Below are 13,949 nucleotides of genomic sequence, written 5' to 3' on the forward strand. Positions count from 1 at the left end.
GTCAGGCACCCCTTGTGTGACTGTCCAACCGTCATCGCGAGCAAGCTCGCTCCCACAAGGTCCGGGGCTTAACTGACAGGCACTACTCTCCAGGCGCCCCTTTTTGACCACATGTCCTGATCAGAAATATTTGAGCCATCCGATATCGCGACGGCGTGCCTTCAATGCCGCGAACCAGCGCACGGGTAAATACAGGGATAAAGCCAGGATCACCGCCGTCAGCCACACAGCCCAAATGCTGTCGAAGCCGAAAAAAATCCCCCGGTTCAATCCGAACAACGCCACGCTGACCAGATACAGCGCCTTGAGTACGTAAAGGTGGAGCAAGTAGAAGAACATCGGCGCCGCGCCAAACACTGCCAATGCATTGACCCACTGGCGTTGTTGAGCCCGTTCCAGGGCACGAAGCAGTAACAGGCCCATGCCCAAGGTCAGCGAAAGGAACAGCAGGGAAGGTGGATATTTTGTGATGTTGAAGAAACTCATGAGGGTTTGTGTGAGGCCTTCATGGGCGACCCAATGCACCTCGCCATAACCGTTGACTGCACGCAGTGCGACAAATCCGATCAATGTCCCGGCCCCTGCAACTAGCAGAGCACGTTGACGCTCCGCAGCCAAAACCTGGCCAGCGAACCAAGGGCCGATACTGTATCCAAGAGCGATCACACCGATCCACGGCAGTACAGGATAAGAGGTGCGCAGACGCAAGCCGTCGGAGAATCCGATCCAGCCGCGATCATGCAGAATCGCCCAAGGTATATGCATTGGCGAGCCCGTCGCGAAGTGCACATCATCCAGCAGATTGTGCCCGGCCACGATCACCAGACCCAGGCAGCACAGAATGGGCCTGGGTAACCAGACCAGTCCGGCCAGGGCAATCATGCAGATGCCAATGGCCCAGATCACTTGCATGTAAATTGCCGTAGGTGGGAACTGAAATGTCCAGGCGAAATTCACCAGGGTGAACTCCAGCAGTACCAGGAACAGACCGCGCTTGAACAAAAAGGCTGACACATCGCCCTTGCCCTGGTGCTTTTGGCCATACAGGTAAGCGGAAAGTCCAGTGAGCAGTATGAAAACCGGCGCACACAAATGGGCAAGTGTGCGGCTGAAAAATAGCGCCGGCTCAGTGGACTCAATGTCCATCGGGTCTGCTACCTGACGGTGCAAAAAGAACGTTTCGCGCACGTGATCCAGCAGCATAAGCAGGATTACCAATCCCCTCAGGGCATCAATGGACAGCAGGCGTTGGTTCAAGCGTGTGATGGGTGGGATGTGAGTAGAAATTGTCATCGAATGTCGCAAGCAGGGAGTGAAGGGGCGTGCCAGGGGCGACTGACAGCGTATATGCTCACATGTTATAACATATCGCTATCACCAAAAGCGACCGCTTGATTGTGTGATAGCTGGTCACCACAGAGTACCCGCCGGCGGAACTTTCGCGCCTCGCCTCATCCTGAATCACATCCCGGTGTTCGACCATCACACCGCCCTCGGAACGCAGGATATCGACCACGACCCAGTTCGCCGGCTGGCCGAGGCCAGTGAAGCATCTCTTCTTTTCTGCATGGCGAAAGCCGTGTTAAAAAATGTTATGTGAAAAAAATACTTCACATAATCTGATCACTGGTAGATGATCTTCATCAGCCGGTATGACAACCTGATAACACGACAAAAACAGGATTGCCTTGATGTTCGATGAGATCCCGACTCACGTCCTGAACGACAGCGCCCCTCATGTGGTTGATTCGCCCGGTGCTGATTCTGTCTGTCGAAACCGTATCTACAACGCGGCCAATATTTGCGCCTTGCAGGCGTGGAAGCAGTCGCTGCTTTCCTCTGGAGTACCCCATGAATAACAAGAATGTCGGTGTGGTCGGTCTGGGCGCGATGGGGCTGGGCATTGCCCGCTCGTTGTTGCGCAGCGGTTTCAATGTGCATGCCTGTGATGTGCGCACTGCCGTAACAGAGCAGTTCGCCGGGGAGGGCGGTGTGGCTTGCCTGTCACCGTCGCACATGGCCGCTGAGTGTGACGTGGTCATTACCGTGGTGGTCAACGCCGAGCAGACCGAGACCGTATTGTTTGGTGAGGGTGGGGCCGTGGCCTCTCTGCGGCCGGGCAGCCTGGTGATCGGCTGCGCCACAGTCGCTCCGACTTACGCCGTGGATCTTGGTCAGCGCCTGGCCGCGTTGGGCCTGCTGTATCTGGATGCACCGATTTCCGGTGGCGCGGCCAAGGCTGCCGCTGGCGAGATGACCATGATGACCTCGGGCCCGGCCGACGCCTATATCAAGGCTGAGTCGATCCTGGCGGGTATGGCCGGCAAGGTGTATCGCCTGGGTGACGTCCATGGCCTTGGTTCAAAGGTCAAGATCATCAACCAGCTTCTGGCGGGTGTACATATTGCCGCTTCTGCCGAAGCCATGGCGCTGGGCCTGCGTGAAGGGGTCGATGCCGATGCGCTGTACGAAGTGATCACCCACAGCGCCGGTAATTCCTGGATGTTCGAAAACCGCGTGCCGCACATACTCAAGGCTGACTACACGCCGTTGTCCGCGGTAGATATTTTCGTCAAGGACCTGGGCCTGGTGCTGGATACCGCCCGGGCCAGCAAATTCCCTCTGCCGCTGTCGGCCACCGCTCACCAGATGTTCATGCAGGCCTCCAGTGCCGGCTTCGGTCGTGAGGACGACTCGGCGGTGATCAAGATTTTCCCGGGCATCGAATTGCCGACTGCCAAGCCTGAGCCTGTTTGAGGAACACCCCATGACTACCTCCACCGCACGCCCGCTTTTGGGCTGCATCGCCGACGATTTCACCGGCGCCACGGACCTTGCCAACATGCTGGTGCGCGGCGGTATGCGCACCGTGCAAAGCATTGGCATCCCGAGCGCGGAAGTGGCTGCCGGGCTTGATGCCGATGCGATCGTCATTGCCCTGAAGTCGCGCACCACACCGGTCGCCGAAGCAGTCGAGCAGTCCCTCGCTGCGATGGCATGGCTGCGCGAGCAAGGCTGCGAGCAGATCTTTTTCAAATATTGCTCGACGTTCGACTCCACCGCGGCCGGCAATATCGGCCAGGTCAGCGAAGCACTGCTGGCCGCACTGGGTAGCGACTTTACCCTGGCGTGCCCGGCATTCCCGGAGAATGGCCGGACGATCTTTCGCGGTCACTTGTTTGTGCAGGATCAGTTGCTCAGCGAGTCGGGCATGCAAAACCACCCGCTGACGCCGATGACCGATGCCAACCTGGTTCGCGTGCTGCAATCGCAAACCCGCCTGAATGTCGGCCTGTTGCGCTACGACACCATTGCCCGCGGCACAGAGCAGGTGCGGGCGCGCATCGCAGAGCTGAGGGCTCAAGGTGTCGGCATGGCCATCGCCGATGCCTTGTCGGACGGCGATCTGTACACCCTCGGTGCCGCCTGCGCCGATCTGCCGCTGTTGACGGGTGGTTCGGGGCTGGCCCTGGGCCTGCCGGAAAACTTCCGTCGCGCCGGCAAACTGCGCGATCTCGACGCCTCGAAACTTCCGGCGGTGTCCGGCGGGGAAGTGGTGTTGGCCGGCAGTGCTTCGATCGCCACCAATGGGCAAGTGGCCGCCTGGCTCGAAGCCGGCCGGCCGGCTTTGCGGATTGATCCGTTGGCCTTGGCGGCGGGGAAACCGGTGGTGGCGCAAGCCTTGGCCTTTGCCCGTGATAACGAGCAAACCGTATTGATCTACGCCACCAGCTCACCGGATGAGGTCAAGTTGGTGCAACAGCAACTGGGCGTCGAGCAGGCCGGTAGCCTGGTGGAAAACGCCTTTGGCGAAATTGCCCAGGGTCTGCGCCAGAGCGGCGTGCGCCGTTTCGTGATCGCCGGCGGAGAAACCTCGGGCGCTGTGGTTCAGGCACTGGGCGTGCAGCTGCTGCAAATCGGCGCGCAGATCGATCCGGGTGTACCGGCGACTGTCAGCAATACCGACGAACCTTTAGCGCTGGCTCTCAAGTCGGGCAACTTCGGTGGCCGGGATTTCTTCAGTAAAGCCTTGAACCAACTCGCCCGGGCCGGGGGTGCACAATGAGCTGCGCAATGAGCAACGAGAACGCCCTGCGCGAAGAAATCTGTGAGGTTGGCCGCAGCCTTTACGAGCGCGGATACACCGTTGGCAGCGCCGGCAATATCAGCGCGCGCCTGGATGACGGCTGGTTGATCACGCCGACGGACGTCTGCCTCGGGCGCCTCGATCCGGCGACCATCGCCAAGGTCAATCTGGCCGGCGAATGGGTGTCCGGCGACAAGCCTTCGAAGACCCTTGCGTTGCATCGCCAGGTCTATGACCGCAACCCGAATGTCGGCGGCGTGGTGCATACCCACTCCACCCATCTGGTGGCGTTGACGCTCGCAGGTGTCTGGCAGGCGAACGACATTTTGCCGCCGCTGACGCCATATCAGGTCATGAAAGTCGGACATATCCCGTTGATTGCCTACCAGCGACCCGGTTCGCCGAAGGTTGCCGAACAGGTCGCGCAACTGGCCAACAGTGTTCGCGGCGTGATGCTCGAACGGCTTGGGCCAGTGGTCTGGGAGAGTTCGGTCTCCAGGGCCAGCTACGCCCTGGAAGAGCTCGAGGAAACCGCGCGACTCTGGCTGATGAGCAATCCCAAGCCGGAACCGCTGAATCAGGCGGCGCTGGACGAACTGCGAGAGACCTTCGGTGCGCACTGGTAGAGCGCTGAATTCTTTTAAAACGATAGAACACGATAGAACACGACAGATCGATAACACAGGCACTGCCCGGGAGACGCACAGGGACTCTCGACGGCCCCGGCTTGCCTGAAAAAACAATAACAACAGGAAATCCAGGTATGACTCACCTTCACTGCGGCATGTTCAGATCCATTGGCTGTACTCTTTCATTTACCCGGCGTGGAGGGTTTGTGAAATGAGCCCGTTAATCCTGATGATTACTGCCGGGGTGGGCATCGCGCTGTTGTTGTTCCTGGTGCTCAAGTACAAGTTCCAGCCCTTCGTGGCGTTGATGCTGGTGAGCATTCTGGTGGCGCTGGTGGCCGGGGTGAAACCGGCGGATCTGGTCGCCACCATCGAAGGCGGCATGGGCAAGACCCTGGGCCATATCGCCATCATCATTGCCCTGGGTGCGATGATCGGTCGGATCATCGAGCTCTCCGGCGGTGCCGAGGCGCTGGCCAAGACCCTGATTACCCGTTTCGGCAACCGGCGTACGCCCCTGGCGTTGACGATTGCCGGTTTCATGGTCGGGGTACCGGTGTTCTTCGAAGTGGGCGTGATCATCCTGATGCCGCTGGCCTATGGTGTTGCCCGAAGTGCGCGTAAGCCGCTGTTGGTGTTTGCGCTGCCGATGTGCGCGGCCTTGTTGACTGTCCACGCCTTTCTGCCGCCACACCCGGGCGCAGTGGCCGCCGCCAGTCAATTGGGTGCGGACCTGGGCCGCGTGCTGATGTTCGGTCTGCCGCTCACCGCATTCCTTTGCTATGTCGGCTACCGCGTGGCCGGGCGCATGACCCGTCGGGTGTATCCAATGACCGACGATATTCGTGCGGAAGTCTATGGCCCGCATGTCACCAACGAGGATCTGGTCGCCTGGTCCAACGGCAACGACAAGAGCGCTGAGCGAGCGGCTGAAGCCGTATCACACATGGGCCTGGAAGAGTCCGTCAGCAGCATCGTTTCCAAGTTGCCGCCAGCGCCGGCACCAGGGTTTGGCCTGATCGTCAGCCTGATCGCGCTACCGATCATTCTGATTCTGCTGGGGACTCTGTCCACCTCGTTGCTGCCTGCCGAATCGGTCCTGCGCGGCATCATGACCGTGCTCGGCGCACCGCTGGTGGCGCTGCTGATCGACACCTTGCTGTGTGCCTGGCTGCTGGGTTCGCGTCGGGGCTGGAGCCGCACTCAGGTGTCTGACGTGATCGGTTCGGCCTTGCCCGGTGTGGCCATGGTGATTCTGATTGCCGGTGCCGGCGGTGTGTTCGGCAAGGTGCTGGTGGACACCGGAATCGGTGCCGTGGTCTCCGATATGCTGCGCACCACCGGTCTGCCGGTTCTGGCCCTGGGCTTTCTGCTGACCATGCTACTACGCGCAGTGCAGGGATCGACCACGGTGGCGCTGGTGACCACTGCCGGCATCATCAGCCCGCTGATTGCGACCCTCAATCTCACCCCGAACCACATGGCCCTGCTGTGCCTGGCCATGGGCGGTGGCGGGTTGGCCATGTCCCATATCAATGACGCCGGTTACTGGATCTTCACCAAGCTGGCGGGGCTGAATGTGGCCGACGGTTTGCGCACCTGGACGGTATTGACCACCTTGCTCGGCACCTTGGGTTTCTGTATTACCCTGTTGATCTGGCCTTTTGTCTAACCCTTTATCTCAGGAGCTACCATGCCTCGTTTTGCTGCCAACCTCAGCATGCTCTACCCGGAACATGAGTTTCTGGATCGCTTCGCCGCCGCTGCCTCTGACGGTTTTGAAGCAGTGGAGTATCTGTTTCCCTACGACTACAGCGCGGAAGAACTCAAGCAACGCTTGAGCGACAACGGCCTGGTACAGGCACTGTTCAACGCGCCGCCCGGTGATTGGGCTGCGGGGGAGCGGGGCACGGTGTCGTTGCCCGGCCGGGAGAGTGAATTTCGTAGCGGGTTTGATCGCGCCCTGGAATACGCCGGTGTGCTGGGCAATTCACGCATCCATGTGATGGCCGGGCTCTTGCCGTCGGAAAGCGATCGCCCACGGCATCACGGCGTTTACCTGGAAAACCTCGCCTATGCCACCGCCCGGGCGGCCAAGGCAGGCGTGACAGTATTGCTCGAGCCGATCAATACGCGAGACATGCCTGGCTTTTTCCTCAACCGCCAGGATCAGGCCCAGGCCATCTGCAAGGAAGTGGGTGCCAGTAACCTGAAGGTTCAGTTCGACTGCTACCACTGCCAAATCGTCGAGGGCGACCTGGCCACCAAACTGCGTCGGGACTTCGATGGTATCGGCCATATCCAGATCGCCGGCGTGCCCGACCGGCATGAACCGGGCCTGGGGGAAGTCAATTATCCCTATCTGTTCGAGCTGATCGACCAGTTGGGTTATGACGGCTGGGTAGGGTGCGAATACCGGCCGCGAGGCAATACGTCTGCCGGTTTACAGTGGTTGCGCGACTGGAAGGCTCGCCAGGCACTATAGAGGAGGGCGGCGACGGGCTCCGCCGGAAGCAGGAGCCCGTCGTTTCACTCCGGTGTATTGTCAGCCGGCAGCAACAGTTCGACACCCTGCTTGCGGATGCCGTCGGCTGCCGCAGGGGTCAACGCGTCATCGCTGAGGATGATGTCGAACTGCTCGAGCCCGGCAATCCTGTACATACTGAAGGTGCCGTATTTCGAACTGCTGGCCACCAGCACCACTTGCGCAGCCGATTGCATCGCGGCTTGCTTGACCTCAACCTTCAGCGCCGAAGGCGTGGTGAGGCCGCGACGCAAATCCCATGAGCTGGTCGATATGAACGCGATATCGGTGACGACCTGACGCAAGGTGGCAACCGCCAGGCCGCCCACGCACGATTGATTGGAGTGATCCAGTTGCCCGCCGGTATGAATCACCGTGACATGGGGCGCTTCGATCAGCGCCTGGACAATGCCGAAGTCGTTCGTCACCACGGTCATGCCGGACAGCGCCTTGATGTAGGGGACAATTTCCAGCGTGCTGGTTCCCGCATCCAGGTAAATCGTCATGTCGGCATGCAGCAGCCGGGCGGCGAGCCTGGCCATGGCCTGCTTCTGCGGCAACTCGACCACCGCCTTGGTCTGATGGCTGGGCTCACTGTGCAGCTGGCTGGCAATCCGCACCCCACCCGTTACCGAGTAAGCACGACCTTCCTGTTCCAGCAACGCAATGTCGCGGCGTACGGTCATGTGCGAACAGTCGAACATTTCCATCAATTGATGAACGCTCAGCACCTGATGCTTGCGCAACTGGCGCAGCATCAATTCACGGCGCTGCTCAGGGATCATCGGTGCGCCGCTTTCGGCGGCGATGTCCTTTTGACTAGGCATTCGGGCTCCAGAATGAAGAAATCCGCAGACAAGGAAGGCGGGGAATCATAGTAGCGAATCTGCGGCCGGATCAGTAGCGGGATGGGGCATAGAGGCCATTAGCCCTGCGTAAAACGCTTGTTTCTACCTGTTCACATGTCAGCGTAATAATAAGCCGGGGGATGGAAACATCCCCCCGACTTATATTCGGGAGGGTGCCATGGCAGCTGTTACCGATACGTTTAAGCTGTTTCTCTGCGGCGACGTCATGACTGCTCGCGGCATCGACGCAGTACTGCCGCATCCTGGCGATCCGCGGCTTTACGAAGCTTACGTCAAGAATGCCGGCGATTACGTCCGGCTGGCAGAACGAATCAATGGTTCGATTCCCCGCCCAGTCGATTTCACCTATGTCTGGGGCGCTGCGCTGGATGAGTTCGAACTTCGCCAGCCACACGCACGCATCATCAATCTGGAAACTGCGGTGTCCCGCCGCGGACGACCGGAGCCAAAGGGCATCAATTACCGCATGAGCCCGGAGAACTTCCCGGCCATCAGCGCAGCCGGCATCGACTGCTGCGTGCTGGCCAACAACCATGTGCTGGACTGGGGGGCAGCCGGCCTGGCCGATACGCTGGAGACCCTGGCGAGCAATGGTATATGCAGCGCCGGCGCCGGGCACAACCTGCAATCTGCCGAAGCGCCTGCCGTGTTGCTGCTGCCTGGCGGGCGGCGCTTGCTGGTGTTTGGCCTCGGCGCACCCGACAGCGGCATTGCGTCGGACTGGGCCGCCACGGATAAGGGCGCGGGCGTCGCGCGGCTGGAGGATCTGTCGATGCAAAGCCTGCACCATGTGGCCAAACGGATTCTCGAGGGCAAAAAACCGCGGGATCTGGTGGTCGCCTCCATTCATTGGGGCGGCAACTGGGGGTTCGATATCCCGCGCGAGCAAGTCCGGTTCGCTCATGCCTTGATCGACGAGGCCGGAGTTGACGTGGTGCACGGGCATTCCTCGCACCACGTCAAAGGCATCGAGGTGTACCGCGAACACCTGATTCTCTATGGCTGCGGTGATCTTCTGAACGATTACGAAGGCATCGAGGGTTACACAGCCTTTCGCGGCGACCTGGGGCTTCTATACTTTGCCTCGCTGGACCCGGGCGGGCACCTGCAGTCGCTGGACTTGATACCCACCCGCTTGCGGCGCTTTCGCCTCTGTCGCGCCGAAGGGGATGACCGTCAATGGCTGCACGACACCCTTTCTCGCGAGTGTGCACGCTTGGGCAGCAGCATCCAGCCGGGYGCGAAAAATGCCTTTGAGTTGCGTTGGTGAGCACCTTCATCTGGGCGAGCGTCAGGTTTTGCGTCACGGAAAGGCGTGGAAACAACTCGAAGTGTTGAAACACCATGCCAACCCGGTTGCATAGCTTGGGCAGGTTGGTTTTCGGGTCCGGGAGGCTGATACCGTCGACAACAATTTCGACTTTCTGGAAAGGCTCCAGTGCATTTACCGTTTTGATCAGCGTTGATTTGCCATAGCCGGAAGGGCCGCACACCACGACGACTTCACTCTTTTGTATTGCGATAGAGCAGTCGCTCAGTACTTGAAAGTTACCGAACCCTTGGAAACCAAGAAGCTGTAAAACAGACGTGTTCCAGATCGCTGCCGATGCTTTCATCGCCTGGCCACATCCGAAAAGTAAAACTTGTCCAGGGTATGCCGCGACTCGGTGTACTCGAACTGCCGGCCGTCCTGCAAAAAGGTCTGGTTGCTGACCACGATCACATGGCTCTGCCCCTCAAGATCAAGGTGCTGCTGGTCGTCCTTGCTTCGCGGTACGGCTTCGATAGTGCGCTGGGCATAGCTGATTTGCAGTTGCAGCGTCTGTTCGATGAAGGCATAGATCGAATGCTCGGCAATCTCGCAATTGAGCCCCGGAATGAGATCGGCGACGAAGTGGTTGATGTCGAGGATGACCCGTTTGCCATCGATTCGACGCACGCGTTTGATCCGCGTGATCAGGCTACCTTCTTCGGCATTCAGGTGTTCACGCAAGGCACCTTGCAGGGGAAACTGTTCGAACGCCACCACCTCGGTGCTGACGTCATTGCCCAGCCTTGGGTGGGTTTCCTGGAAACTGACGATGCCGCCGAGCTGGAATTCGATCGGATTAGGCGACAGCACGAAGGTGCCTTTACCGTGAATTTTTTGCGCGAAGCCGCGTTCCTGAAGCAGTTCTATGGCTTGGCGCACAGTACCGCGACTGGCCCGGTAACTCTCCATCAATTCGGTTTCGGAAGGCAGTCGGGCGCCGCGCTCCAGTCGTTCGGTGGTGATGCTGGCAAGCAGATCGCTGTAGATCTGGTTGTATTTACTCATGGGGATGGCTCTATGCCGCGCTGTACTCAAGGTTTCGAACCTTAAGGGCAGGGTAGGGGTTTGTCTATGCGGCTTTGGGATTCTTTGACTTCGAAGGTAGGAAATATCGCCGCCTGCCGGGTTCAGGATAAACAAAATCAAACTCGTCTGTACGAGTTGTTGCAATAACTCGTACAGACGAGTACTTTTCGCTTCGGCGTGCTGCCAATAACAAAAAACTACAGTGGAAGAACAAGCATGAGCCACGACTATCCGAATATCGTCACTGAGCTGATGCACAGCCTCGGTGGCAGCGACAACCTCGAGCAGGCCGCGCATTGCGTCACACGGCTGCGCCTGGCCCTCAAGGACCCGAGTCTGGTCAACAGCGCCACGCTGAACCAGATCGATCTGGTCAAAGGCTCGTTCTTTACCGGCGGCCTGTTCCAGGTGGTCATCGGCCCCGGCGAAGTGGAAAAGGTCTACGCCGAGCTGCGGCGGCAAACCGGTCTCGCCGTGTCGACCATCGCCGACGTGAAAAAAAAGGGCGTCGATAAAACCAATGCCATGCAGCGTCTGGTGCGGGTGTTCTCCGATGTGTTCATGCCGATTTTGCCGGCGCTGATCATTGCCGGTCTGCTGATGGGGGTGAACAACCTGATCGGCGCCAAAGGCATGTTCATTGCCGGCAAGACCCTGCTTGAGGCCTACCCGACGCTGGACGGTGTCTGGAGCTTGATCAATCTGATGGCCAACACCTCGTTCGTGTTCCTCCCGGCGCTGGTCGGCTGGTCGGCAGCCAAGCGTTTTGGCGGCAGTGAAATCCTTGGCATCGTGCTGGGTCTGATGCTGGTTCACCCGGACCTGCTCAACGCCTGGAACTACGGCAAGGCGGTGGCCGGGCTGGACGGCCAGAGCCTGCCGTACTTCGATATTTTTGGCTGGTTCAAGATCGAGAAGGTCGGCTACCAGGGTCAGATTCTGCCGATCCTGCTGGCCGCCTACGTCATGAGCGTCATTGAAAAATGGCTGCGGGCGCGGGTACCCAATGCCATTCAACTGCTGGTGGTGCCGATTACCACGATCGTCGTGACCGGGGTGTTGGCGCTGGCCGTGATTGGTCCGGTGACCCGTCACCTGGGGATTCTGATCACCGAAGGCGTGGTGACCTTGTTCGACCTGGCACCGATGGTCGGCGGGGCGATATTCGGTCTGTTGTATGCGCCGCTGGTGATTACCGGCATGCATCACATGTTCCTCGCCGTGGACCTGCAACTGATCTCGACGCAGGGCGGCACGTTCATCTGGCCGATGATCGTCATGTCCAACCTCGCACAAGGCAGCGCGGCGCTCGGGGTGTTCTACATGACCCGCAGTGCGCGGGATAAAAGCATGGCCTCGACCTCAGCGATTTCCGCCTATTTCGGCATCACCGAGCCGGCGATGTTCGGCGTCAACCTGCGCTACAAGTTTCCGTTCTACGCAGCGTTGATCGGCTCGGCGCTGGGCTGCATGTTCCTGTCGCTGAACAAGGTTCAGGCCTCGGCGATCGGTGTCGGTGGCTTGCCCGGTTTCATCTCGATCATCCCGCAGTTCATTCCGATGTTCGTGGTCGGGATGGTCATCGCCATGGTCGTGCCGTTCGTTTTGACCTGTGGCTTGAGCATGAAGATTGTCCGGCCGGGTTACCGGGTCGCCTGATAGATCGCCATCGCGAGCGAGCTCGCTCCCACATTGGAATGCGATCAACTGTGGGAGCGAGCTCGCTCCGGGCGGCGATCCGACGATGAGGCCCTCAGGGCCAGTACAAAATCAATTGAAGGAATACGCCATGCAAGACTGGCAGCGTTCGGTGATCTACCAGATCTACCCGAAGAGTTTTCACAGCCACGCCGGCAACCCCACGGGCGATCTGCTCGGGGTGGTGGCCAAGCTCGATTACCTGCAATGGCTGGGTGTCGATTGTCTGTGGATCACCCCGTTCCTGCGTTCGCCCCAGCGCGACAATGGCTACGACATCAGCGACTACTACGCCATCGACCCGAGCTACGGGACCATGGCTGACTGCGAGTTGCTGATCGCCGAAGCCGGCAGGCGGGGCATCAAGCTGATGCTCGATATCGTGGTCAACCATACTTCCGTCGAGCACACCTGGTTTCAGCAAGCGCGCAGCAGCCTTGATAACCCGTACCGTGACTTCTACATCTGGCGTGATCAGCCGAACAACTGGGAGTCCAAGTTCGGCGGTTCCGCCTGGGAGTTCGAGGCGCAAACCGGTCAGTACTTTCTGCACCTGTTCGACCACACTCAGGCCGACCTGAACTGGGATAATCCGCAGGTGCGCGCTGAAGTCTTCAAGATGATGCGCTTCTGGCGTGACAAGGGCGTGGGCGGTTTCCGCCTGGACGTGATCAACCTGATCTCCAAGCCGGCGGACTTTCCCGAGGACAACAGCGACGGTCGGCGTTTCTACACCGATGGCCCGAACGTGCACGACTACTTGCAGCAAATGCACCGCGAAGTCTTCGAAGGCCATGACCTGATCAACGTCGGCGAGATGTCCTCCACCAGCCTGGAACATTGCATTCGTTACTCGCGGCCGGACTCGAAAGAACTGTCGATGACCTTCAACTTTCATCACCTGAAGGTTGATTACCCGAACTTGCAGAAGTGGGTTCGCGCTGACTTCGACTTCCTCGAACTCAAGCGCATCCTTTCCGACTGGCAGACCGGCATGCAGGCCGGTGGCGGCTGGAATGCGCTGTTCTGGTGTAACCACGATCAGCCGCGAGTGGTTTCGCGGTTTGGTGATGACGGCGAACACCGCGTGGTGTCGGCGAAGATGCTCGGCACCGCGCTGCATTTTCTTCAGGGCACGCCGTTCATTTATCAGGGTGAAGAGTTGGGCATGACCAACCCGGGCTTTGAGAGCATCGAGCAGTACCGCGATGTCGAGACGCTGAACATCTTCCGGCTCAAGCGTGATGCCGGGGAGTCCGAGGCATCGAGCATGAGCGCGATCATGCAGAAATCCCGCGACAACAGTCGCACCCCGATGCACTGGAACACGCAACCCAATGCCGGTTTCAGCAGTGCCGAACCATGGATCGGCGTGCCGGCCAACGCCACGCAGATCAACGTCGAAAACCAACTCGACGACACGACTTCGGTGCTGCACCACTATCGCCAGTTGATTGCCCTGCGCCACAGCGAACCGCTGATTCAGGACGGCGTGTATCGCCAGCTCTTGCCCACGCACCCGCAGGTCTGGGTGTACCTGCGTGAAGGCGAAGGCGAGCGTCTGCTGGTGGTGAATAACTTCTATGGCACGGCGTGTGAAGTCGAGTTGCCGGAGCGGGTAATCACCGACTGCATGTTGCAACGCCTGGTGATCAGCAACTTCCCGGATTGTGTGACACGTAGTCGGCAGCTGTTCCTGCGGCCGTACGAGTCGTTCGTCCTGCACCTGACCGACCACTAAAAAACACGCTCTTCAAACAACGCGCAGAGCACTGCGTGGGGTTTCTTGCGCGCAGATTTTACC

12 protein-coding genes and 1 pseudogene are annotated in these 13,949 nt (G+C 59.4%); 9 read left to right on the plus strand and 4 right to left on the minus strand.

All coding sequences use genetic code 11. The features are described 5' to 3' along the window. Positions 1–120: 120 nt before the first annotated feature. Positions 121–1,293, minus strand: a complete 1,173-nt coding sequence (locus AC1DU9_RS22840) for an acetyltransferase domain-containing protein (RefSeq protein WP_457266205.1) — start codon at positions 1,291–1,293, stop codon at positions 121–123. Between the two features lie 398 nt (positions 1,294–1,691). Between AC1DU9_RS22840 and AC1DU9_RS22845 the strand changes: the two genes are divergently transcribed. From AC1DU9_RS22845 to otnI, 6 genes are all read left to right on the plus strand, one after another. After that, positions 1,692–1,859 carry a hypothetical protein gene (locus AC1DU9_RS22845; RefSeq protein ID WP_223462235.1) on the plus strand — a complete coding sequence of 56 codons (168 nt, stop codon included), beginning with the start codon at positions 1,692–1,694 and terminating at the stop codon, positions 1,857–1,859. Continuing rightward, positions 1,852–2,757 (plus strand): L-threonate dehydrogenase, encoded by a 906-nt coding sequence (ltnD, locus tag AC1DU9_RS22850; RefSeq protein WP_223462236.1) that lies wholly within the window; start codon positions 1,852–1,854, stop codon positions 2,755–2,757. Before AC1DU9_RS22845 ends, ltnD begins: the two co-directional genes overlap by 8 nt. Positions 2,758–2,767: 10 nt before the next feature. Beyond that, positions 2,768–4,066 carry a 3-oxo-tetronate kinase gene (otnK, locus tag AC1DU9_RS22855; RefSeq protein ID WP_477810821.1) on the plus strand — a complete coding sequence of 433 codons (1,299 nt, stop codon included), beginning with the start codon at positions 2,768–2,770 and terminating at the stop codon, positions 4,064–4,066. Positions 4,067–4,074: 8 nt separating this feature from the next. Continuing rightward, positions 4,075–4,713, plus strand: a complete 639-nt coding sequence (gene otnC, locus AC1DU9_RS22860) for a 3-oxo-tetronate 4-phosphate decarboxylase (protein ID WP_223462238.1) — start codon at positions 4,075–4,077, stop codon at positions 4,711–4,713. A 214-nt stretch (positions 4,714–4,927) separates the two neighbouring features. Next, positions 4,928–6,388, plus strand: coding sequence for a GntT/GntP/DsdX family permease (locus AC1DU9_RS22865; RefSeq protein WP_457266208.1), 1,461 nt, complete (start codon positions 4,928–4,930; stop codon positions 6,386–6,388). 21 nt (positions 6,389–6,409) lie between these two features. Beyond that, positions 6,410–7,201 carry a 2-oxo-tetronate isomerase gene (gene otnI, locus AC1DU9_RS22870; RefSeq protein ID WP_223462240.1) on the plus strand — a complete coding sequence of 264 codons (792 nt, stop codon included), beginning with the start codon at positions 6,410–6,412 and terminating at the stop codon, positions 7,199–7,201. 44 nt (positions 7,202–7,245) lie between these two features. Here the strand turns inward: otnI and AC1DU9_RS22875 are convergent, their stop codons facing one another. Continuing rightward, on the minus strand, positions 7,246–8,067 hold the full coding sequence (locus AC1DU9_RS22875; protein ID WP_457266209.1) for a DeoR/GlpR family DNA-binding transcription regulator: 822 nt from the start codon (positions 8,065–8,067) through the stop codon (positions 7,246–7,248). A 199-nt stretch (positions 8,068–8,266) separates the two neighbouring features. On the opposite strand from AC1DU9_RS22875, the gene AC1DU9_RS22880 reads away from it, so the two are divergent. Then, positions 8,267–9,379, plus strand: coding sequence for a CapA family protein (locus AC1DU9_RS22880; RefSeq protein ID WP_223462242.1), 1,113 nt, complete (start codon positions 8,267–8,269; stop codon positions 9,377–9,379). On the opposite strand, the pseudogene AC1DU9_RS22885 reads toward AC1DU9_RS22880, so the two are convergent. Together AC1DU9_RS22885 and treR are read right to left on the minus strand one after the other, a co-directional pair. Next, positions 9,378–9,725, minus strand: a pseudogene (locus tag AC1DU9_RS22885) (ATP-binding cassette domain-containing protein); the annotation flags it as partial. The gene AC1DU9_RS22880 and the pseudogene AC1DU9_RS22885 overlap by 2 nt on opposite strands. After that, a complete protein-coding gene (gene treR / locus AC1DU9_RS22890) occupies positions 9,722–10,426 on the minus strand; it encodes a trehalose operon repressor (RefSeq protein WP_457266211.1) in 705 nt (234 codons plus the stop codon). The pseudogene AC1DU9_RS22885 and the gene treR, both read right to left, overlap by 4 nt. A gap of 237 nt (positions 10,427–10,663) precedes the next feature. Between treR and treP the strand changes: the two genes are divergently transcribed. Both treP and treC read left to right on the plus strand, forming a co-directional pair. Next, positions 10,664–12,106 (plus strand): PTS system trehalose-specific EIIBC component, encoded by a 1,443-nt coding sequence (gene treP / locus AC1DU9_RS22895; protein WP_477810822.1) that lies wholly within the window; start codon positions 10,664–10,666, stop codon positions 12,104–12,106. Positions 12,107–12,236: 130 nt separating this feature from the next. Further along, entirely contained in the window at positions 12,237–13,886 is a 1,650-nt protein-coding gene (gene treC / locus AC1DU9_RS22900; RefSeq protein WP_457266213.1) for an alpha,alpha-phosphotrehalase, read from the plus strand. The last annotated feature ends 63 nt before the right edge of the window (positions 13,887–13,949 follow it).

Source organism: Pseudomonas sp. P4_C1 (assembly GCF_056402155.1).

Excerpts from the sequence above, each read along its gene's own strand:
- AC1DU9_RS22875 (WP_457266209.1), bottom strand. The coding sequence starts at position 8,067 with ATGCCTAGTCAAAAGGACATCGCCGCCGAAAGCGGCGCACCGATGATC.
- AC1DU9_RS22840 (WP_457266205.1), bottom strand. The coding sequence starts at position 1,293 with ATGACAATTTCTACTCACATCCCACCCATCACACGCTTGAACCAACGC.
- AC1DU9_RS22865 (WP_457266208.1), top strand. The coding sequence starts at position 4,928 with ATGAGCCCGTTAATCCTGATGATTACTGCCGGGGTGGGCATCGCGCTG.
- otnI (WP_223462240.1), top strand. The coding sequence starts at position 6,410 with ATGCCTCGTTTTGCTGCCAACCTCAGCATGCTCTACCCGGAACATGAG.
- treP (WP_477810822.1), top strand. The coding sequence starts at position 10,664 with ATGAGCCACGACTATCCGAATATCGTCACTGAGCTGATGCACAGCCTC.
- treR (WP_457266211.1), bottom strand. The coding sequence starts at position 10,426 with ATGAGTAAATACAACCAGATCTACAGCGATCTGCTTGCCAGCATCACC.
- ltnD (WP_223462236.1), top strand. The coding sequence starts at position 1,852 with ATGAATAACAAGAATGTCGGTGTGGTCGGTCTGGGCGCGATGGGGCTG.
- treC (WP_457266213.1), top strand. The coding sequence starts at position 12,237 with ATGCAAGACTGGCAGCGTTCGGTGATCTACCAGATCTACCCGAAGAGT.
- AC1DU9_RS22845 (WP_223462235.1), top strand. The coding sequence starts at position 1,692 with ATGTTCGATGAGATCCCGACTCACGTCCTGAACGACAGCGCCCCTCAT.
- otnK (WP_477810821.1), top strand. The coding sequence starts at position 2,768 with ATGACTACCTCCACCGCACGCCCGCTTTTGGGCTGCATCGCCGACGAT.
- otnC (WP_223462238.1), top strand. The coding sequence starts at position 4,075 with ATGAGCAACGAGAACGCCCTGCGCGAAGAAATCTGTGAGGTTGGCCGC.